This window comes from Paenibacillus violae (assembly GCF_032461945.1).
In the GTDB taxonomy this organism is placed as follows: domain Bacteria; phylum Bacillota; class Bacilli; order Paenibacillales; family NBRC-103111; genus Paenibacillus_E; species Paenibacillus_E violae.
This window is the reverse complement of record NZ_JAWCUD010000004.1, coordinates 391,234-410,551: the sequence shown is the minus strand read 5'-3', so window position 1 is coordinate 410,551 and position 19,318 is coordinate 391,234. Positions and strand designations below refer to the sequence as shown.

The window sequence follows — 19,318 nt, the reverse complement described above, 5'->3', positions numbered from 1 at the left end:
AGGAAATTCTACCGTTAAACCCGCGCCACGTCGGTCCGGTGAATGAAATAGCGGTAGAAATGCCATCTAAATCGCTTCAGAGTGCGGGATTCCTAGAAATTGATCGTATTAGCGGTAGTAACTCCAGTTAACTTCGCAAAAGTGTATCAAATGCCGAAAATAGCAGCAGAAATCGGCGTTATTTACAGGTAGTCGTCCTCCTGTTGACCTGTCATCCTAGCTCAGTTGATAAAAGCCGCTTTTTCTCATCGGAAGCGTCATAAGCAGCTAGAATAGAGGAAAGCAAGCCAGGGAAACGTAGCTCTAAATCCTCTGTTCTTAAGGAAATAAGCCGTTGAGTGCCTTGGACGCGAATATTCACAATGCCGGCTTCTCTTAACGTTCGAGCATGATGAGACATGGTTGATTTTACAACAGGTACTTGGAAATCGCCGCAAGCTCGTTCGTTCAAAGTGCTGAGTTCAGAGACGACATGCAAGCGGATAGGATCGCTCAGAGCATATAAGACGGTGGACAAATGAATGTCTGCAATATCTGGATGATGTAAATGTTTCATTCTAGAGCCCCCTCATTTATTTCGGGTTAACGATTGTATTATAGCATAACTCATGTTATTATTCTATTGTTCGATAATTATCGAATTATTAAATTGGATGAGGAGGCGAATAAACGCCATGCAAAAAGATACAAATAAAGCACAAGAGAGTGGCATCAAAAAAGAAGGAGTCGTTCTCTTTCTGCTCGGATTAACGATTGTACTCGTCATCATGAACACGATGATGTTTAACTTAGCATTGCCCGATGTGGCCAAAGCGTTCCAACTCACAGCCGCATCCACGTCATGGATCGTAACGGGATATTCCATTGTATTCGCGATCTCATCCATTACGTATAGTCGACTTGCAGATTTCGTTCCAATAAGAAGGCTTTTCGTTATCGGAATCCTGTCGTTAAGTATTGGAGCCATCATGGGATTATTCAGCAACAGCTTCGCTGTTCTGCTAATTGTCCGCATTCTGCAAGCCTCCGGAGCGGGTTCAATTCCAGCACTGGCGTTAGTCCTATTGTCCCGTTACATTCCATTGGAACGCAGAGGTAAAGCGATGGCGTTGATCATGTCTTCCGTCGCATTTGGACTTGGCTTCGGCCCTGTTGTCGGTGGTTTTATCGTTGAGTTTTTAGGCTGGCATCTGCTGTTTGTCGTAACGGCTATCACTTTGGTGCTAGTTCCTCTGTATATGAAGCTCATTCCAAAAGAAGAACCACGCAAAGGTTCCTTCGATGCGCTAGGCGCACTATTCATCGGCGTAGGTACGACTGGACTTCTTTTATTCCTAACGAACCATTCTCTCATTGCACTGCTTGCCGGGCTTGTCTCGATCGTTCTCTTTATTGTGCGCATCCGGTCAGCAAAAGATCCTTTCGTACTTCCGTCATTATTTGCGAACCGATCGTTTCTTATTTTAGGCGCTGTGGGCGTGGCCGCGTATTTGTGCAGCTTCGCAACCTTGTTCCTCATGCCGCAGATTCTCGTTAAACAGTATCACCTAAGTGCGATTCAAGCGGGTTTGGTGATTTTCCCAGGATCAGCTCTCGCGATGATCATTTCCCGTCAAGTTGGCCGTATTATTGACTTACGCGGCAACAGCTCGATCATTCGTTATACGCCACTGCTTCTACTGGCATCTGTGATTCTTTTTGCCTTATTCGAGGGCATATCTTTCTTTTCAATCATGTTCATCTATATGTTAATGAGCGTAAGTTATACGATCTTAACGAGCAGTATATCCAATGAAATGTCGAGACTGCTTCTTCCATCACAGATTGCGTCCGGCCTTGGATTATTTCAGCTGCTACAATTTTTCAGCGGAGCGTTCGGGGTTGCAGCAACGGCAAGTGCCCTTGTTTGGCAGAAAGATCTCCCGCTCGCGCATGCTTACAGCAATATTTACTGGGGACTTACGCTGATTGTCATTCTAGCCATCGTCTGTGCGATTGCGTACCTTCGGTCTACTTGGAGAAAAGCACAGCCTGCGGCTTAACATGTTTGGAACGAATAAGGTTGGTCCATTTGTCTTTTAAGGCGAATGACCAACCTTTTCCTATTTTCTAATCCCACGATTTGTTATAATGGCGAAGTCGTATAGATCAGTCATACTTGGAGGTCTTCACATGCTGCATGAAAAGTTTAAAAAGGTTCTTATCAGTTCAATCGTTTTGATCGTTTTTATCGTGACAGGATGTTCGCAACAAACAGCGGTTCCCACAGCAGTCTCGCCATCACCGAGTGCGTCAACAACGACTGCCTCCGCACTAGCCAACAGCAAGATGATACCGGCGAAGATCGTACGGGTCGTCGATGGGGATACTATGAAAGTGTCATTTCAAGAATCGGGGAAAGTAAAAGAAGAAACAATAAGATTATTGCTTGTGGATACGCCAGAAAGCGTAGCCCCCGATAAACCTGTTCAACCGTTTGCTTTAGAAGCTTCCAAATTCGCCAAAGATACGTTAAATGATAAAGATGTGCGTTTGGAACTTGACGTATCCGAGCGGGATAAATACGGAAGGCTGCTTTGCTATTTATACATAGGGGATAAAATGTTCAATGAAATGCTGCTCGAAAATGGGTATGCCAGAGTGGCCTATATCTACCCGCCGAATGTCAAATATGTCGATAAGTTTCGTGAGATACAAAAAGAAGCACAGCTTAAAGGAGTTAACATCTGGAGTGTCGAGAACTACGCCCAAGAGGACGGGTTCCACGAAAATGCTGTGAAAGCCAAGCCAAGTCCGTCAGCGGCAGCGACGGCTGTGCCGACAACCACGGCACCAATGCCATCACCTGCGGTGAAGCCTGCGCCAACGACAGAGTCGAACGTTATCTATAATTCTTGCGCGGAAGCCAAGGCTGCCGGCGTTTATAATATCAAAAGAGGTCAACCTGGATATAGTTCTAAACTTGATAAAGATAATGACGGCGTTGCTTGTGAGAAATGATGCAGGCATACTCCACCCCATGAAATTTGAAAATTGCTGCTATCGCTTGAGCGGTTCCTCACTTGCAGGGGAACTATAGGGCGCTATTTCATCGGAAAAGGCCCCTTTTTGTGTGGAGGGGAACTGTGGGGCGCTATTTGTCCGTTTTCTTAAAGAAAACGGGATTAGGCGGTCAAATAAGGCCCTGTAGTTCCGCTTGAACGCGGAAACGGGCTGATTTACTTGAATAGCGGACTCTAGTTCCTCAAGGTGTGTAGTTGGTCGAATGAACCGTCAGGATGTTTTCCCTGACGGTTTTTCTGGTTTTCTATGTTGTTAACGAACATTTGGCGTTATAAAATTACATTGAAAACGGTCGGCAAATTTGGATTGGACCGCATCGTAAGATAGCCGAAGGGAGCCGGTAATCGATGAAAAGAAGCGAAGTAAGCCAGGCGCAGGAGCGGGCCGCGCAAATGTTGGAAACAAACGGTATTGTGCTGACAGAGGAGGAAATCCGGCATATTGAAGTGGCTGGTTTCGGACTCGGCCAATTGGACGTACAAGGACTTGAATTAGTGACTTATGTCAATACCGATCGTTATTGCGCGAAAGAACTTGTTCTTTTTCCTCGGCAAACCTGTCCAGAGCACTTACATCCACCAGTAGGTGAGGATCCCGGCAAAATGGAAACGTTTCGCTGCCGTTCCGGAAAAGTTTTTCTGTATGTGGAAGGAGAAGCGGCCATAAGCTTGAAAGCGACAATTCCTGTAGGAAGCGAAGCTTACTATTCGGTTTTTCACGAAATTGAATTGCATCCTGGTGAGCAGTACACGATAAACCCTGGGATCAAGCACTGGTTTCAAGCTGGGGATGACGGAGCGGTCGTTTCGGAATTTTCCAGTACAAGTCGGGACGAATATGATCTGTTTACAGATCCCCGTATTGCACGAGTGCCGCTCATTGAAGATGATGAGTAGGGTAACGCCGTTAACCGTCTGAGACTTAAAAAAACTTAATAACAGCAGTTCTTGAAAACTACTAGCCTAATGTGTGACAATGAGAGTGTTACATAAAATGAGTGAACAAGTTGGAAGCCTTGAAGGAGGATATTTAGCACAATGAGAACGATGAAACTTGGTACAAGCAACTTGGAAGTTCCGGTTATCGCAGTAGGTTGTATGAGAATTAATTCATTGGAAAAAAATGAGGCTGAGCGCTTCGTCCAGTCAGCGCTGGATGCAGGGGCCAACTTCTTTGACCATGCTGATATTTACGGTGGGGGCACTTGTGAAGAAATCTTCGCCGATGCCATTCATATGAACGATGATATTCGCGAGAAAATCATTCTGCAATCCAAATGCGGAATTCGGAAGGGTATGTTCGATTTCTCGAAAGAACATATTTTGGAATCCGTTGATGGCATCCTGAAGCGCCTCAAAACCGATTATTTGGACATTCTGCTTCTGCACCGTCCGGATGCATTAGTAGAGCCGGAAGAGGTCGCCGAGGCTTTTGATCTTCTTGAAAGCTCAGGAAAAGTTAGACACTTCGGTGTTTCGAACCAGACTCCGATGCAAATTCAACTACTGAAGAAAGCGGTCAAGCAGCCGCTTGTTGCCAATCAATTGCAGCTAAGTATCACGAACTCCACGATGATTTCAAACGGCATGAACGTGAACATGCTGAATGAATCCGCTGTGAACCGTGACGGCAACGTGCTTGATTATTGCAGACTGAACGATATCACAATTCAGCCTTGGTCGCCATTCCAATACGGATTCTTCGAAGGCGTATTCCTTGGCAACGAAAAATTCCCCGAGCTGAATCTGAAAATCGATGAGATTGCTGCCAAATACGAAGTGAGCAATACCACTATCGCAATCGCATGGCTATTACGCCACCCAGCGCGGATGCAGCCGGTTACTGGCACGACAACGATTGAGCGTTTAATGGATTGCTGTAAAGCAGCTGATGTTCATTTGACACGCCAGGAATGGTATGAGATTTTTCGCGCGGCAGGCAATGTGCTGCCATAAGAACTGCTATTCAAAAAGACTTCCAGCGCTGCTCGCTGCTGGAGGTCTTTTTTTTTGATGTTCGTTCGCTGAGCGGAGTAACAGGCATTTCTAACGTTAAAAATGGCGCATGAGTGAAGGAATGGCATAAGGATGAACTTGAGGTGACATCAAACGGCTGATCAGCAATATTGAAGGCGTATGTTGCATTATATACAATATAATGGCGTGGTCTGATCGCGAATACGGTCATTCGTTGCACAATATACAACCAATTAATGCGAAAAGGTGAGATGAAAGCGATATAGAGCATGAATCGTTGTAGAAAGTACAACATAGAGGCGATCTGAGGCCCAATTACAGCCAAATGGTTGTAAAAAGTACAACATACTTGCTACTAACCGAGGTTTGACAGCCTTAAGGAAAAGAACATTAAATTACCTTGAAGAATGGAGCTGCCTATGAAAAGATTAGTGATTATAACGGTTGGCAAAACCCATAGCGGCAAAACGACATTTGCCAAAAGCTTAGAACAACAGTTGCCTAACTCCCTAGTGATAGACCAAGATAATCATGCTGAGTTCATCAATACGTATTACCAAACCTTACTTCCGAAAAAAGGACCTAATGCGATTAAGTACGCCATCACTCAAACAATAGTCAATTTTGCGGTTCACCAGACCGATGCTCATCTCATACTTTGCAACTCCAATCGCGCTCGTCAAGGAAGATTGGAGCTGCTTGCCCATTTTCGTAATAATGGCTTCGAAAGTGTCCTTGTTCATTTTGAAATTCCGGATCATATTCTTCAGGCCCGAGTTGTGGATAGCCAGCGAAGCAAAGCTATATTTAGGAGCGCTTCATCATTTGAGGAAGTGCTTATTCGGCAACAGGCTGAATCTCATAAAAACGGCATGACAGATCCGATAGAGGGTGAGGCTGACCATCTTTTTGTCATCAGGAATACGGAGGATATTCAGCCAGTTATTCAAAGTATTCTCCAAATATAAGAATGGATGAACTAGAGAAAGGTTATACGATGCTCAATAAAAAAAATGCTTACCTATTGTTGGTTTTCGTCACAGTTGTTTTAATTGTGTACAGTATTTACGCCAATTTTGTTCATGATCCCCGAGCAACCGCATTTCTAAGTCAAAAGATCGATCTCAGACGGGCTTTACAAGTCGCTGTATGGCTGAAGGTGATGCATGTGCATGTCGCATTTGCTTGCTTAGCGATGATCGCGGGTGCAATTAATTTCTCATCTATAATCCTAAAAAAATACAGGAAGTTCCATCGCTTGAACGGTTATTTGTATGTGATATCCGTTATGATCGTTGATCTTACGTCCGGTTACATGGCTCCCTTTGCGACGGGGGGGAAGATTAGCAGCATGGCTTTTAATTTGTTAAATATCATATGGATGTTCTTTATCATCATGGCGATTGTAAAAATCAGAAAAAAACAAATAGACCGCCATCGGAAGTGGATGATCAGAAGTTACGCATTCGTTTTTACCAATTTCTCCATTCATCTGCTGACTACAATCTTCCAAAAGGGTTTTGGACTTATCTATACGGAAAGCTATACGATTAGCATATATTTCTCGATTGTTTTACTGCTTCTGGTGGGTGAGATGGTTACTCGTATCCCTTCGAAGGCGACGGGTTAGCAGCTCCTCTCGAATATGACGATTGTCACCTCGAACCGATGACTTGATTCACTTCTGAAAAACTCCCTCAAAGGTGATAATGATATTAATAAATCCTTTAAGGGAGTGTTCAAATTATGAATTCAACAGTATCGATGATGATTTCAGCGTTAATATTCTTTTTTATCCTGCGTGGACATTTAAGTGGAATGAATAAGCCGCTAAAAAAATCAGGAGTAACGCTGCTGCTGCCAATCTTATATATTTCAACTTCATTCACGCAGTTGTTCGATCCGTCGCTGCATATTCGTGAAGAGCAAGTTATTCTTGCACTTTTGATCGGTATGGTTGTTTCCATACCCCTTATCTTAACGACCAACTTTGAAGTGCGGGACAATGGCAACACATTTATTAAACGTAACAAAACGGTGTTCGTACTGCTGGTTGTAATCTTTGCATTACGTTTCCTTGCCGTAGCAACTATAAAATCAATTGATCCAAGCACACTCAGTTTTATGTGCAACCTCTTTACCTTTGGGTACATCGCGACTTGGCGCATTACGAGTTATGTGAAGTTCCGCGGCGTAAGTTCTTCAAAACAAGCGATGATAAATGTTTAAGTCTTAAGCGGCGCATCCCTTGCGCTGCTTTTTTGCATTTGTGGGTGACGATGAATGACATTTACTTGATGATTACATGTTTTATTTTTGACACAGCATCTTCGATTTCTGATGGATCATAGCGAAGAGCGTGTACTAGTCCGCCTAATTCTCGAAGACCTTGATGTCTTTTTACCCGATGTTCGATGGTCGTATCTGCAGGAAAACTGTTTGCGTATTCTCTGCACATCAGACGATAAAAGGCTTCTCCCATGTAGCTTTGCGTTGCCAAATCTTGCGCAGGATCTCCAATGTGCGTCGCACTAAAGTCAATGACCCCAGTTAGCTGCTCACCTAATTCATCGGTTAAAATATTGGCATACCATAAATCTCCGTGGCACAAAACGTTTGGATGAGTATAAAATGTTTCATCTTCCAAAGTTTCCTCCCACCAGGAAGACAGTATTCTCTGCTCTTTTACTGTTAAAACTTTGGTTAAAATGTCTTGTGTATTTGCCCGCAATTCCCGCATGCGGTTCTTGTTGTTTACTTCTTGCGGACAATTGGCAGGCAAAGAATGGACAGGTATTGCATGCAACTTACTAATGAATTCCGCGAGCTGCTTTGCAATAATAGGTAGATTGCCGGGCGAAAGACGGTCTGGATGAAGCGGGGTTCCCTTCAATTTTGTATAGCTCATGATTCCTGGAGGGACGATGGATGGATCATAGCGATTGGAAATAGGCAGCGGGATTTCAACATCCAGTGAAGATCGAATGTGAGGCAATAACTGACACTCTTTCGTATAGTGACCAGCGGTTTCAATCGTTTTTGCAATCCTAAAAATAGTTCCATCTCGCTGTTCAATCACGATACTCTCAAATCCTTCGCCTAGAACGGTGATATCTTTTTTATCTAGGCTCAATAGCAGTAGTGCCGCACCCAGTAAATCTGTCATCCATATTCACCTCTTTGATCATTAGTTTATCATTCTCCGTACAGGGCGCGCTATCGTGTATTGCATACCGCCAAACCGCACATGCAAACCACCGCGCTTGTTTCGCTAACGGACCCCACAGCCGTTATTTCAGGGAAATAGCGCCTATCCCAAATCTAACGGACTCCAGAGTCGATATAGGACAAAAATCAGCCGATTTTCACGAAAATAACGCCAATAATTGCGCTGGAGTCCGTTAGAAATTCGGATGGCCGTTTTTTCACCTAATAAGGTCGCCTCAGTCCGATAGCAGCCCAGTATGCACTATACCCAAGAGGAGCGCCATGGTGATTGGTGGAAACGGTTACTCTAGTTATGCAGGAAATCAATTTGCCCTAATCGAATGTTTATTGGATGTCCATGAACACTCGAGAAGGCGGATGAAAGGGATGCAGATTAGCGGTCAGATGAAACGGTTGCTGCTCATGAATGCAGCATCAACAGTCATATTTAACTACATTGGTATTTTCGTCAATTTATTTATTTGGGAGAAGAACAACAACATCTCTGAGGTGGTATGGTTCAACCTCATTATGTTTATCACATGGACTTTCGCGTTTGCGGTGGGTTCCAGATTGTTAACCAGCTATACGACACGTGTGTTGATTCGCACGAATGCGGTCTGCGGCGGAGTCGTTTTTCTGCTTTTATCGGTGCTGGAGCTGGAAAATAGGCTTTTATGGATCACAATCATCGCCATTCCCATCGGCGTCATGTGGGGATTTTATGCCGCGGCGCAAAACATTACCCTGAGTGTGTACGGAAAAGGGAAGGATTTTGAGCAGTATTTTTCAATTGCCAATATCATCAACCAGCTCGTATCGATTATTAATCCGATTGCTTTTGCGCTCATTATCAAATGGATTGGATATTCAGGGTCCTTTTTACTGATGTTCGTGTTTGTGGGCTTGTTATTGACTGTTTCGTTTTATATTCCTACTATTACCCTCGCCGGAGAATCCGTGCCATTATTTCGCGGCATCCAATTTCGGCTCGTATTTGCAACCAGTGCGCTGCGATGGATGGTTCCGTCTCTGCTGGCGGCAGGCATATTTTTGCAATTTCAGGTGCTGTTTGCGTTGGTGTTTACGTTTTCAGTATCAGAGGACAAATTGGTCATCGCCATGCTTAATGTGCTTTATGCCTGCTTCGCCATTGGGGCTATGATGTTATACAGAAGACTGAAGACGCGTGAAGGGGTATGGCTGGCTATCGGGATGATATTTGTGTCAGTCGGCATTCTTCTGCCGTTGCTGCCCAAAGCACCCATCCTCATCATTTCCAATATTTTAACGACCATCGGGATGTTTTATTTCGGGACGGTGTGGAACACGAGGCAGTTCCGAATTATTGCCAAGCAATCGGCTATCCAGCAAGCGCGAATTTTCTTGTGGCGGGAATGCTTTTTGAATGCATCGAGGATACTTTTGCTCATACTGGCTTTATCGGTAAAAGATATTCGAGGAGGAGCGTTTATCTTCTTAATCATGCTGGCGCTTGCCTGTGCACTCATGGTTCCGTATTTCTCAGGGAAGAGCACAGAAGCTTTCGAGCGGCAGACAGAGCAAGAGGAGAGTTAGGCATAGAATGCGAAGGGTCGGATTATTCAGGTACAAATAAGTAGGGTCAGGGAGGTTATGTCCAAATGAGCCAAGCAAACGATCTTGTAATTGATGCAGCACTTGTGAAAAGCTTAATTTCTACGCAATTTCCACAGTGGGCAGATCTTCCGATGGAGCAGGTCATTTCCGGCGGGACGGACAATGTGATCTATCGGCTCGGCACGAATATGGCCGTAAGATTGCCGCGGGCGGAATGGGCGGTCGGGCAGGTGGAGAAGGAGCAGAAATGGCTGCCAAAACTGGCTGCGCTGCTGCCGATTCCCATTCATGCTCCGATAGCTTTTGGGGCGCCGACTGAAGGCTACCCCCGGCACTGGTCTGTGTATCGCTGGCTGGAAGGGGAGAACGCGACGGTCCGGCAAGTGGAAGATCACAACCATGCAGCTAACGCACTGGCTCAGTTCGTAACCGCCATGCAGCGGATTGATTCCGATGGAGGTCCTCCGCCAGGCGCACATAACTCAGGCCGTGGCGAACCTCTGGCGAAGCGGGATGCCGCTGTTCGTGCTGCCATCGTAACCCTGCAAGGCATTGTCGAGGCTCACGCAGCAACCGCTGTATGGGAGGCAGCCCTGCAGGCCCCGGTGTGGCAAGGCAAACCGGTTTGGATTCACGGTGATCTCCACCCAGGCAACCTGCTGATGGAAGAGGGCCGGCTAAGCGCCGTTATTGACTTTGGAACTTTGGGCGTGGGAGATCCTGCATGCGACCTTATGGTCGCGTGGACATTCCTTGCCGCGCAAGGCCGCGAACGCTTCCGCGCAGCCCTGCCAATCGATGATGCGGCTTGGTTACGCGGGAGCGGGTGGGCGCTTTCCTTCGGGTTAATCGCGCTAGCCTATTATCTAGAAACAAATCTTGTCCTCGCAGAGATTTCTCGGCGCACAATCAATGAAGTTCTCGCTGATTATAAGAACGGCTTGTTATAAGGGTTTTGACGGATCATCTGAATGAGATTGTTTGTTGAAGCAGATAAGGGTTCATTTTTACGTGTACAAATGGCGATTGTATTCTTAAGTTGGATTCCTTCTACATAAACTCGGGACAGCTCACCACGATTTACATATTCCCGTACAACGAGGGAAGACACGAAGTTAGCGCCATACCCGGCAATCACGGCAGTAATCGCTTCATGCAGTCCGTTAAATTGCAAAGAAATGGCGGGAACGGCTGAATGATAGGTGCGGCATAAAGACAGCAGTCTCTCGCGAGTTGAACTGCCTTCTTCACGCATGACAAAAGGTTCTTTCATCATTTCGGACAGAGAGACCTGCTGATTGGCATATTTGTGATTAGGCGCCACGACAAACCATAACTCGTCCTGAAACAATTCCTCTGTCAGAATGGTGTCCGGATAAGTTTCGGCTATGCCCCCATAAATGGCAATATCAACTTCTACATTGAGCAGCTGTTTCAAGGCACCGCTGGAATTGGTCGTGTTGATCATCATTTCAACTTGTTCATATTGCTGCTTAAACTTTGCGATCCAAGTTGGGATGAGGAAATGAGCGGGTAAGTAGGTAGCGGCTAGCCGAATACTTCCGGTTGTGCCGCTGCGGTAATTGTGAGCGAATTGTTCGATTTGTTGTTCAACCGCAAAAAGCCTTTTTGCAAGTAAAGACAGTTCTTCACCGGCATCCGTTAGCGCAACCCCTCTTCCCAGAGGTTTCAGCAGGAGAAGCTGCAGCTCCTTTTCGAACTTTTTGATCTGTGCAGTAATGGCGGGTTGGCTTATATTTAACAATTCGGAAGCGCGTGTCACACTACCGCTGGTTGCAACTGTATGAAATAAGCGTAAGGCATGTAAATTCATTAGAAGGCTCCCTTTGTTTCTGATTTATATATTATATATATGATTCTAACATAAAGATATATTATTTATATGATTAGATTCGGTTTATAATGAAGTCAGAAGGTAAATAGCAAAGAGGAGTGATAACAATGAATGCAACAAACACATGGGAAAAAGTAGATCAGTATATTAAAGAACGGTTGATTCCACACGACACTGTTCTGGAAAATGCCTTGGCCGCGAATCAGCTTGCAGGGTTGCCAGCTTATGATGTTTCACCTACGCAAGGTAAGTTTTTGAATTTGTTGATTCAAATGAACGGCGCTAAACGGATTTTGGAAATCGGCACATTAGGCGGATATAGTACCATTTGGATGGCGAGGGCATTACCATCAGATGGAAAGTTAGTTACATTGGAACTGGATCCGATTCATGCTCAAGTTGCGAGTGAAAACATATCCCATGCTCAGTTAAGTGAACTTGTCGAGCTTCGAGTGGGAGACGCTTTAGAACAATTAGCTCAGTTGGACAGTGAAGGTGTTGAGCCTTTTGATCTGATATTCATAGATGCCGATAAACCCAATAATCCTCATTATTTAAAATGGGCGCTGCATTTTTCTCATCCTGGGACGGTGATTATTGGAGATAATGTCATCCGTGATGGCGAGGTCATCAATGAGGAAAGTCAAGATCCCCGCGTTCAGGGAGTAAGGAAATTCTATGATCTGTTGGCGGATGAACCGAGGATTTCGGCAACGGCCATTCAGACGGTCGGCAGTAAAGGATATGATGGTTTTGTATTAGGTATTGTAAAATGATGAAACCGGACATGGGATTTTCCATGTCCGGCTTCTCGTTTGTGGGAGGAATTCCAGGAGTCCGAGCGAATATCTTTTTAATGATCTGTTTGCTGTCACTGTCAGGCAATCATCAAATTTGATTTAGAGGTTAAGGAGATTTCAGAGAGATGCCAGAACGTAATGTTTTATGGAAGCTTTGGGGAGTATCGCTGTTATGGGGCTTTAACTATGTTGCAAGCGCCTATCTGCTGCGAGATTTCTCGCCTATTTTTTTATCATTCGCCCGACTCGTTGTTATGTCACTGTTCTTAATTTCTGTAGCGGTCATTAACAAATCCATCAGACGCCCAACCTCGCGGGAGTGGGGACTTCTATTGTTTGCCGGTATTTTTGGGACTTTATTCAACCAATTGTTTTACTTTACAGGGCTGCAGCACTCAACAGCAGGTAACGCAGCGCTCATTATTGCGCTTTCTCCTATTGCTACGCTGATGTTATCGCGTCTGTTTCTGAAAGAAGAAGTCACCTGGTTGAAGCTTTCCGGATCTGTCGTAGCATTAGTTGGCGTCGTGTGTATAGTCCTGTATGGAGGAAAGACACTTGGAATTTCTAAAGGCGATGTGTATTTGCTGCTTGCAATGTTGGGCATGTCAATCAGCTTGTTGTTTATTCGCAGACTAACTAGTGGGATGACCTCCTACGAAGTAACCATATATTCAACGGTCATTGGGACCATTCTAATGTCACCTGCCGTTGGAGTTGAAGCGCTTCAAGGCCATCTGCATGCGAGCCATCACTTGCTGACTTGGTTATTGCTGATCAGCGTAGCCGTCATCGGCCAAGGCTTGGCCGGCTTTTGGTGGAACCAGGGCATCGCCGTAGTTGGCCCTTCTACTAGTGCAATGTTTATGAATATCCCGCCATTTATCGCGATTATCGTAAGCTTTTTCTTACTGGGCGATCCGATTCGAGCGGCCCAAGTAGGCGGGGGCATTCTGATTCTGGCTGGTGTTATGATAGCCAATATGAAACGCCGTCAGCCCCGGGAAATAGGGGCGGGAATTTAGCCAATATGAAATAACGATTTATTTCTTGGGAAATAATTCATAAATTCTTGTACGCAAAGGTAAACAGATTTCGACACTCCTATTTCGACTGTAAATGCAACTCTATGAATCTAGAATACTATTAGAAGCATTTTATCCTTGGAAATAGTGAGGAGATGGCGATATGGTCAATTTAGATTTAGAGTTGGTATACAGTCCAAAACAGGTGCATGAGCACCTCCGGGTAAGCGATTCAAGTTTGCGCAAATATGCGATGGCGCTTGAAGCGAGAGGCTACAAGTTTCGTAAAGAAGATAATGGCAATCGGATTTTCACGCAGCATGACATCGATATTTTTGAAATCCTGAAACAACGGCTGGATGCTGGTCAAAGTATGAAGACTGCGGCAAGCTCAACGATGAATCATGTTCGCAAGAACGTCCCAAGAACGCTACCCGTTCCTGTGGCGCCAGCGGTTCCCCCGGCAGCTCCCCAAGCATCCCAAGCGGTAACCGAGCGTTCTGCGGACGCTTTCAAACAGAAGTTTGAGGAGGGTTTTGCCGTACTGCTGGAAGACCGTATCCATACCGCGATTAAGCCACTCATCGAAGGTGTCACTCAGCTAAGCGGTCTTGTAGCGGACCTGACCAACCAAAATAAACAGCTGCTAAGCCAAAATCAAGAGCTAAGAACCATGCTACCAGCTCCTCGGGACATCGAGGAAGAGAAGCGTCAACAGCGAGAGTTCGTAGATGAGGTGAAGGTGCTTCATGAAAAACAAAAGAAGCTAGAGCAGCAGCATTATGAAGAACTGAAGCGTCAGAATGAGGAAATTCAAAAACTGATTCCTCCTGCACCAGATCTCGAGAAAGAGCGCTGCGAAAGAACCAATGAGTATCTCACCATTCGCAGAATCAATCTGGCACTTGAGAAGGAAGCCTACGAACATTGGAGTCGAAAGCCGGAACATGAACGGATTCGAAAAATTGGCTTATTCAAGAAAGAAGAAAATATTGAAGTGCGTAACCAGTTCATAAAATCCTATATGGATGAATATTTTGAAGATCGGTTGCGCGGTGAATTTGCGCAATAAGAGAAGGAAGCAAGCTAATTCTTTGAGTGAAAGAGCTCACGGAATTAGCTTGCTTTTTTCCTTATCCATTTATTAAGATTATGTAATTGACCGCCGAGGAAATCGGTGGTAATTTATCAATGTTTATCAATGTTTCATTTCAAGAAATTAAACGATCTAGTTGGAGGTATCACAATTCGTGGAAAAGGATACGATCGCAAAGGAACAGATACCTATTAGCAAAGTACGGGCTCATCTTGAAATATTGGCCGTGTCCGCGAAGTTAGGCGTAACTTCATTTGGCGGGCCGATTGCGCATCTCGGTTATTTTCATAACGAGTACATACGTCGCCGCAAATGGTTGAATGAGCAGGATTATGCGGATATCGTTGCTCTATGCCAATTCTTGCCCGGCCCGGCCAGCAGCCAGGTAGGCATAGCCGTTGGGATCGTTCGCGCTGGAATGCTGGGCGGGTTGACAGCCTGGCTGGGGTTTACACTGCCATCGGTCATTGCGTTGGTACTGTTTGCCTTACTGCTGCAAGGGTTTGATATTGGTAGCGCCGGCTGGATTCATGGCCTCAAAGTTGTTGCAGTAGCTATCGTCGTTCAAGCTGTTTTGGGCATGGGGCAGAAGCTTGCTCCTGATCGCAATAGGGCAACAATTGCCGTACTTGTAGCAGCTGTTACCCTCCTGTGGCAGACGGCTATTAGCCAAGTTTTACTTATAGGAATTGCGGGAATTGCAGGGATGTTTTTGTATAAAAATACGAAGATCCCGAATACGACAAATCTCTCCATTCCCATTAGCCGAAGCGTTGGCATGCTCTCCTTGGGTGTTTTCTTTGGACTTCTGATCCTGCTTCCCTCACTTCGGCAAATTGTTCATATCGAGTGGCTTGCTATGTTTGATAGTTTTTACCGCTCAGGATCGCTTGTTTTTGGCGGGGGCCACGTTGTTCTCCCCATGCTGGAAAGGGAAGTCGTCCCGACAGGGTGGGTCAGCAAGTCGGACTTTCTAGCGGGATATGGTGCCGCGCAAGCTGTGCCTGGACCGTTATTCACCTTCGCAGCGTATTTGGGGACGATGATTGGCGGAGTGAAAGGTGCGATTATCGCTACAATAGCTATCTTTCTCCCGGCGTATCTTTTAGTCGTAGGAGCTCTGCCTTTCTGGCACACTTTGCGTAAGAGCGTTAAAGTCCAAGGAGCATTAGTCGGCATTAATGCAGCCGTTGTTGGCATTTTGCTTGCTGCGTTATATAACCCGCTTTGGATCACGGCTATCCTAGCTCCCGTCGATTTTGTTTTGGCCACGCTGCTGTTTGTGATGCTTGTCTTTTGGAAGCTGCCCCCATGGGTTGTCGTAATCTCGGGAGCCATCGGCGGAATGCTAATTAGCTGATTTAATGTTGTAAGCCTGAGAAATCAGGCTTTTTAGCATTTGCAAATTTTCAGACATTTAACTTGATTACGCATTAGATTTAATCTAGATTTTACAGGCAGATTGTAAACTAATGATTGTGAAGACCAAGAATGAAATGGACGAGCTATTCTAACATAATGGGGGGCTGAACGTATGGGAATCCATGCTTATTTTAGGTCTTTAAATGATTTAGAAAGAATTATTCGCTGTCCAGGCAAGTTCAAGTTTGAGGAACACAGTGTCGCGGCTCACTCATGGAAGGTCGTCCAGTACGCCAAAACTCTCGCAGACATTGAAGAGAAAAACGGCGCCAGCATTGATTGGAAAAAGCTTTACGAAATCACAAGCAGCCATGATTATGGTGAAATATTTATTGGGGATATCAAAACGCCTGTCAAACACGCATCCCCTGAACTTCGTTTATTGATTCAAAAGGTTGAAGAAGGCATGGTCTATAACTTTATTGAAGAACAGATTCCTGAGGAGTTTAAAGAAATTTTTCATAATCAGCTTCGTGAGGGCAAAGATCATTCGATTGAAGGATTAATTTTGGAAGTGGCAGATAAAATGGATCAGGTGTATGAAGCATTTGCGGAACTTAAAAGGGGAAACACGGAGAAAGAATTCATTAAAATGTACCGTGACGCACTTATCAAAATTAATACGATTCCTTTACATTGCGTTGATTATTTTTTGAAAAACATCCTGCCGGATATGGTGAATGACGAAATTACTTCACCGGTTGATATCAAAAGAATTACAGAAGAAGCTTTGTCTTATCGTGATCAGAGGTGCAATCCCCAAAATATAGTAAGCTAATGACTATATTTATGAATGAAGGCGCATTTTAAAAGTAACCATAATGGCTATTGACCGTCTACGGTCCGCGTCGATAAAGACGGTCGCTCCGCAATTCATCCCCTTTACCGCTATTTCATTCCCTTCAATTTTTCGCCTTTAAAGGTATTTGGCTAGTCAGGGGCGAACTAATCGATGATCAGCCATTTTTATAATCAATGGAGGGAATACGTTGAAATTACATCTTTTTCACGCGCTGTGGGGCATGTCAGGTTCGCTTAGCGAGCAGCTGCATCGCGCCAAGCAGCATGGTTACGAGGGAATCGAAGCACCTATGCCAAGTCAAGAGCAGCAAAATGAATTTATTGAGTTGTTAGGCGACTTACAACTGGCATACATCCCTCAGATTTTCACATCCAATCATCATGAAGAGTCCTTTCAAGAACAAGTCGAGCGGGCGAAGCAATTTTCTCCTGTGCTAATCAACTCTCATAGTGGAAAAGACTATATGTCGGAAGATGAGCAAAATCGCTTTTTCGAACAGGCGTTGCGCGTGGAGAAAGCGGCTGGCATTCAAGTTGCGCACGAAACACATAGAGGACGGGTTATGTTCACTCCGAAAGCTACGGCCAGAGTGCTGAAATTGTTCCCGGATCTGAAAGTCACAGCAGATTTTAGCCATTTCACATGTGTATGCGAATCCATGCTGGCTGATCAGCAAGAGGATCTTGAACTGATTAAGAGCAGAGCTCTGCATGTTCATGGAAGGGTCGGCTTTGAGGAAGGTCCGCAAGTTCCGCACCCAGCAGCTCCTGAGTATGCCAATTATTTGCAGCAATTCGAGATGTGGTGGGACGAAATGTTCCACAACGCGATCATCCCAGCGCAGCCATTTGCAACGTTCACACCTGAATTCGGCCCGCCAGGTTATATGCCGACTTTACCTTTTACACGCCAGCCTGTGGCGGATCTTTTTCAAGTAAATCACTGGATGGCTGAGCGAATTCGGAAAAAATACGAGTAAGAGGTAGTGGGGGAGTCGCGCTATGCGGCTCTTTTTTAGGCGCATATGCCTGCATAAATATGCATATATACGAGGGGATTGACGCAGATGCCTGTAATAACGAATCCTATTGTGCCAGGATTTTATGCCGACCCTGAAGCTAGAACCTATGAGGGTAAGCACTGGATTTACGCTACGCGATCTTTTACAGCGTATACGGACCAGATGAATCTGGATGCATTTAGCTCTACGGATTTGATTCACTGGGATAAGCATGAAGCCATACTGGAAATGTCAGATTTCCCATGGGTGTGGAGGGCTGTTTGGGCACCGACGATCATTGAAAATAAGGGGAAATACTACCTCGTATTTGCATCAAACGATATCCAGTCCAATGATGAAACAGGCGGTTTGGAAATTGCCGTATCGGACAATTCGGCGGGGCCGTTTAGAGGATATTTGGGGAAACCGCTTATCGATCGTTTCATTCACTCGGCTCAACCGATTGACGCCCATCTCTTTAAAGATGATGACGGTACCATTTATCTCTATTATGGAGGTTGGGGGCACTGTAATGTGGCGAAAATGAATGAGGATATGACCGGTTTTGTTCCTTTTGAAAATGGGGATACTTTCCTTTCTGTCACGCCGGAAGGCTATGTTGAAGGCCCCTGTATGATAAAGAACGGGGACCTTTATTATTTCATGTGGTCCATGGGAAGTTGGGTGAATGGCACTTATCGGGTGGCTTATGGCACAAGCGACAGTCCGCTGGGGCCATTTGAGAATAAAGGCACGATTCTTCAAAAACAGGAACCGATTGCCGAGGGACCTGGCCATCACGGTTATTTGTATTTGCCGGAAACCGATATGTGGATCATTGTATATCATCGTAGACTGATAGGCGATACTGATCCAGGAAGCAGGGTTTTATGTATAGACAGATTGCACTTTGAGGATGGCGCAATTATGCCCGTTACGATGACGGATAACTGGCAAACATCGGATGAAACGCGGAGGAATGGCAGATGACAAAATTAGATGAACTAAGAAATGGCATAGATGAAGTTGACCAAAAGATCATTGCTTTGCTGGCTCAAAGATTTCAATATACGGAAGAAGTCGGGATTTATAAAGCGGAGAATCACTTGGACTCGCAAGATGTCAGCCGTGAAAATCAACAGTTTCAGAAGATCGCTAAGCTTTCGGCTCAATATGGATTGAACCCTGCTTATGCTTCGGAAATATATAGATGTATCATCGATATCGTCATTTCAAGGCACGAAGAATTACTTAAATCGACATGTAAATAGAGGTAAAAGCCAGCTATCAGCTGCAACCGGACATGGGAAGTTTAATTCCTGTGTTCGGTTTTTTTACGTTAATGCTTGATTTCAGAGCACCGCGATGCTGTAGGGGAACTACACCCTTATTTTGCGCGGGCCGGGCAAGACAATGCCGTTTTAAGCAAAATATCCGAAAATAGCAAATTTACACCTGATAGTCTAAATACAT

21 protein-coding genes are annotated in these 19,318 nt (G+C 45.0%); 17 read left to right on the top strand and 4 right to left on the bottom strand.

The genetic code is table 11. The annotated features are described in order from the left end of the window. Positions 1 to 211: 211 nt before the first annotated feature. The gene (locus RQP52_RS15765; protein WP_315952727.1) at positions 212 to 556 is read right to left on the bottom strand and encodes an ArsR/SmtB family transcription factor; all 345 of its coding nucleotides are present in this window, start codon (positions 554 to 556) and stop codon (positions 212 to 214) included. Between the two features lie 118 nt (positions 557 to 674). Between RQP52_RS15765 and RQP52_RS15760 the strand changes: the two genes are divergently transcribed. From RQP52_RS15760 to RQP52_RS15745, 4 genes are all read left to right on the top strand, one after another. Further along, a complete protein-coding gene (locus RQP52_RS15760; RefSeq protein ID WP_315952726.1) occupies positions 675 to 2,042 on the top strand; it encodes an MFS transporter in 1,368 nt (455 codons plus the stop codon). 130 nt (positions 2,043 to 2,172) lie between these two features. Then, the gene (locus RQP52_RS15755; protein ID WP_315952725.1) at positions 2,173 to 3,000 is read left to right on the top strand and encodes a thermonuclease family protein; all 828 of its coding nucleotides are present in this window, start codon (positions 2,173 to 2,175) and stop codon (positions 2,998 to 3,000) included. A gap of 410 nt (positions 3,001 to 3,410) precedes the next feature. Continuing rightward, positions 3,411 to 3,959, top strand: a complete 549-nt coding sequence (locus RQP52_RS15750; RefSeq protein ID WP_315952724.1) for a D-lyxose/D-mannose family sugar isomerase — start codon at positions 3,411 to 3,413, stop codon at positions 3,957 to 3,959. Positions 3,960 to 4,100: 141 nt separating this feature from the next. Beyond that, entirely contained in the window at positions 4,101 to 5,018 is a 918-nt protein-coding gene (locus RQP52_RS15745) for an aldo/keto reductase (protein ID WP_315952723.1), read from the top strand. Between the two features lie 10 nt (positions 5,019 to 5,028). Here RQP52_RS15745 and RQP52_RS15740 read toward each other — a convergent pair whose 3' ends face one another. After that, positions 5,029 to 5,364, bottom strand: coding sequence for a hypothetical protein (locus RQP52_RS15740; RefSeq protein ID WP_315952722.1), 336 nt, complete (start codon positions 5,362 to 5,364; stop codon positions 5,029 to 5,031). A gap of 94 nt (positions 5,365 to 5,458) precedes the next feature. Between RQP52_RS15740 and RQP52_RS15735 the strand changes: the two genes are divergently transcribed. From RQP52_RS15735 to RQP52_RS15725, 3 genes are all read left to right on the top strand, one after another. Then, the gene (locus RQP52_RS15735; protein ID WP_315952721.1) at positions 5,459 to 6,007 is read left to right on the top strand and encodes an ATP-binding protein; all 549 of its coding nucleotides are present in this window, start codon (positions 5,459 to 5,461) and stop codon (positions 6,005 to 6,007) included. A 29-nt stretch (positions 6,008 to 6,036) separates the two neighbouring features. After that, the gene (locus RQP52_RS15730; protein ID WP_315952720.1) at positions 6,037 to 6,669 is read left to right on the top strand and encodes a DUF2306 domain-containing protein; all 633 of its coding nucleotides are present in this window, start codon (positions 6,037 to 6,039) and stop codon (positions 6,667 to 6,669) included. A gap of 116 nt (positions 6,670 to 6,785) precedes the next feature. After that, positions 6,786 to 7,268, top strand: coding sequence for a CcdC protein domain-containing protein (locus RQP52_RS15725; protein ID WP_315952719.1), 483 nt, complete (start codon positions 6,786 to 6,788; stop codon positions 7,266 to 7,268). A 61-nt stretch (positions 7,269 to 7,329) separates the two neighbouring features. Here RQP52_RS15725 and RQP52_RS15720 read toward each other — a convergent pair whose 3' ends face one another. Further along, complete coding sequence (locus RQP52_RS15720; protein WP_315952718.1) at positions 7,330 to 8,205, bottom strand: phosphotransferase; 876 nt, start codon at positions 8,203 to 8,205, stop codon at positions 7,330 to 7,332. A 323-nt stretch (positions 8,206 to 8,528) separates the two neighbouring features. On the opposite strand from RQP52_RS15720, the gene RQP52_RS15715 reads away from it, so the two are divergent. Together RQP52_RS15715 and RQP52_RS15710 are read left to right on the top strand one after the other, a co-directional pair. Further along, positions 8,529 to 9,824, top strand: coding sequence for an MFS transporter (locus RQP52_RS15715; protein ID WP_315952717.1), 1,296 nt, complete (start codon positions 8,529 to 8,531; stop codon positions 9,822 to 9,824). 65 nt (positions 9,825 to 9,889) lie between these two features. Next, the gene (locus tag RQP52_RS15710; RefSeq protein WP_315952716.1) at positions 9,890 to 10,795 is read left to right on the top strand and encodes an aminoglycoside phosphotransferase family protein; all 906 of its coding nucleotides are present in this window, start codon (positions 9,890 to 9,892) and stop codon (positions 10,793 to 10,795) included. On the opposite strand, the gene RQP52_RS15705 is transcribed toward RQP52_RS15710, so the two are convergent. Continuing rightward, a complete protein-coding gene (locus RQP52_RS15705) occupies positions 10,774 to 11,679 on the bottom strand; it encodes a LysR family transcriptional regulator (RefSeq protein ID WP_315952715.1) in 906 nt (301 codons plus the stop codon). The two genes, RQP52_RS15710 and RQP52_RS15705, sit on opposite strands and share 22 nt — an antisense overlap. A 128-nt stretch (positions 11,680 to 11,807) precedes the next feature. Here RQP52_RS15705 and RQP52_RS15700 point away from each other — a divergent pair, with 128 nt between their 5' ends. From RQP52_RS15700 to RQP52_RS15665, 8 genes are all read left to right on the top strand, one after another. Beyond that, positions 11,808 to 12,476, top strand: a complete 669-nt coding sequence (locus RQP52_RS15700; protein WP_315952714.1) for an O-methyltransferase — start codon at positions 11,808 to 11,810, stop codon at positions 12,474 to 12,476. Between the two features lie 149 nt (positions 12,477 to 12,625). After that, entirely contained in the window at positions 12,626 to 13,525 is a 900-nt protein-coding gene (locus RQP52_RS15695; protein WP_315952713.1) for a DMT family transporter, read from the top strand. A gap of 163 nt (positions 13,526 to 13,688) precedes the next feature. Next, positions 13,689 to 14,597, top strand: coding sequence for a hypothetical protein (locus RQP52_RS15690; protein ID WP_315952712.1), 909 nt, complete (start codon positions 13,689 to 13,691; stop codon positions 14,595 to 14,597). 178 nt (positions 14,598 to 14,775) lie between these two features. Next, the gene (locus RQP52_RS15685; protein ID WP_315952711.1) at positions 14,776 to 15,981 is read left to right on the top strand and encodes a chromate transporter; all 1,206 of its coding nucleotides are present in this window, start codon (positions 14,776 to 14,778) and stop codon (positions 15,979 to 15,981) included. Positions 15,982 to 16,155: 174 nt separating this feature from the next. Further along, positions 16,156 to 16,821: a YfbR-like 5'-deoxynucleotidase gene (locus tag RQP52_RS15680; RefSeq protein WP_315952709.1), complete on the top strand. Its 666-nt coding sequence runs from the start codon at positions 16,156 to 16,158 to the stop codon at positions 16,819 to 16,821. A 211-nt stretch (positions 16,822 to 17,032) separates the two neighbouring features. After that, positions 17,033 to 17,824 carry a sugar phosphate isomerase/epimerase family protein gene (locus tag RQP52_RS15675; protein ID WP_315952708.1) on the top strand — a complete coding sequence of 264 codons (792 nt, stop codon included), beginning with the start codon at positions 17,033 to 17,035 and terminating at the stop codon, positions 17,822 to 17,824. An 87-nt stretch (positions 17,825 to 17,911) separates the two neighbouring features. Next, on the top strand, positions 17,912 to 18,835 hold the full coding sequence (locus tag RQP52_RS15670) for a glycoside hydrolase family 43 protein (RefSeq protein ID WP_315952707.1): 924 nt from the start codon (positions 17,912 to 17,914) through the stop codon (positions 18,833 to 18,835). Beyond that, positions 18,832 to 19,116: a chorismate mutase gene (locus RQP52_RS15665; RefSeq protein ID WP_315952706.1), complete on the top strand. Its 285-nt coding sequence runs from the start codon at positions 18,832 to 18,834 to the stop codon at positions 19,114 to 19,116. The genes RQP52_RS15670 and RQP52_RS15665 overlap by 4 nt, the downstream gene beginning before the upstream one ends. Positions 19,117 to 19,318: the final 202 nt, after the last annotated feature.

What these genes read in the sequence shown, in the direction of transcription:
- RQP52_RS15670 (WP_315952707.1), top strand. Translation starts at nt 17,912, where the DNA reads ATGCCTGTAATAACGAATCCTATTGTGCCAGGATTTTATGCCGACCCT.
- RQP52_RS15765 (WP_315952727.1), bottom strand. Translation starts at nt 556, where the DNA reads ATGAAACATTTACATCATCCAGATATTGCAGACATTCATTTGTCCACC.
- RQP52_RS15705 (WP_315952715.1), bottom strand. Translation starts at nt 11,679, where the DNA reads ATGAATTTACATGCCTTACGCTTATTTCATACAGTTGCAACCAGCGGT.
- RQP52_RS15715 (WP_315952717.1), top strand. Translation starts at nt 8,529, where the DNA reads ATGGTGATTGGTGGAAACGGTTACTCTAGTTATGCAGGAAATCAATTT.
- RQP52_RS15730 (WP_315952720.1), top strand. Translation starts at nt 6,037, where the DNA reads ATGCTCAATAAAAAAAATGCTTACCTATTGTTGGTTTTCGTCACAGTT.
- RQP52_RS15760 (WP_315952726.1), top strand. Translation starts at nt 675, where the DNA reads ATGCAAAAAGATACAAATAAAGCACAAGAGAGTGGCATCAAAAAAGAA.
- RQP52_RS15735 (WP_315952721.1), top strand. Translation starts at nt 5,459, where the DNA reads ATGAAAAGATTAGTGATTATAACGGTTGGCAAAACCCATAGCGGCAAA.
- RQP52_RS15720 (WP_315952718.1), bottom strand. Translation starts at nt 8,205, where the DNA reads ATGACAGATTTACTGGGTGCGGCACTACTGCTATTGAGCCTAGATAAA.
- RQP52_RS15665 (WP_315952706.1), top strand. Translation starts at nt 18,832, where the DNA reads ATGACAAAATTAGATGAACTAAGAAATGGCATAGATGAAGTTGACCAA.
- RQP52_RS15690 (WP_315952712.1), top strand. Translation starts at nt 13,689, where the DNA reads ATGGTCAATTTAGATTTAGAGTTGGTATACAGTCCAAAACAGGTGCAT.
- RQP52_RS15755 (WP_315952725.1), top strand. Translation starts at nt 2,173, where the DNA reads ATGCTGCATGAAAAGTTTAAAAAGGTTCTTATCAGTTCAATCGTTTTG.
- RQP52_RS15695 (WP_315952713.1), top strand. Translation starts at nt 12,626, where the DNA reads ATGCCAGAACGTAATGTTTTATGGAAGCTTTGGGGAGTATCGCTGTTA.
- RQP52_RS15710 (WP_315952716.1), top strand. Translation starts at nt 9,890, where the DNA reads ATGAGCCAAGCAAACGATCTTGTAATTGATGCAGCACTTGTGAAAAGC.
- RQP52_RS15750 (WP_315952724.1), top strand. Translation starts at nt 3,411, where the DNA reads ATGAAAAGAAGCGAAGTAAGCCAGGCGCAGGAGCGGGCCGCGCAAATG.
- RQP52_RS15700 (WP_315952714.1), top strand. Translation starts at nt 11,808, where the DNA reads ATGAATGCAACAAACACATGGGAAAAAGTAGATCAGTATATTAAAGAA.
- RQP52_RS15680 (WP_315952709.1), top strand. Translation starts at nt 16,156, where the DNA reads ATGGGAATCCATGCTTATTTTAGGTCTTTAAATGATTTAGAAAGAATT.
- RQP52_RS15725 (WP_315952719.1), top strand. Translation starts at nt 6,786, where the DNA reads ATGAATTCAACAGTATCGATGATGATTTCAGCGTTAATATTCTTTTTT.
- RQP52_RS15745 (WP_315952723.1), top strand. Translation starts at nt 4,101, where the DNA reads ATGAGAACGATGAAACTTGGTACAAGCAACTTGGAAGTTCCGGTTATC.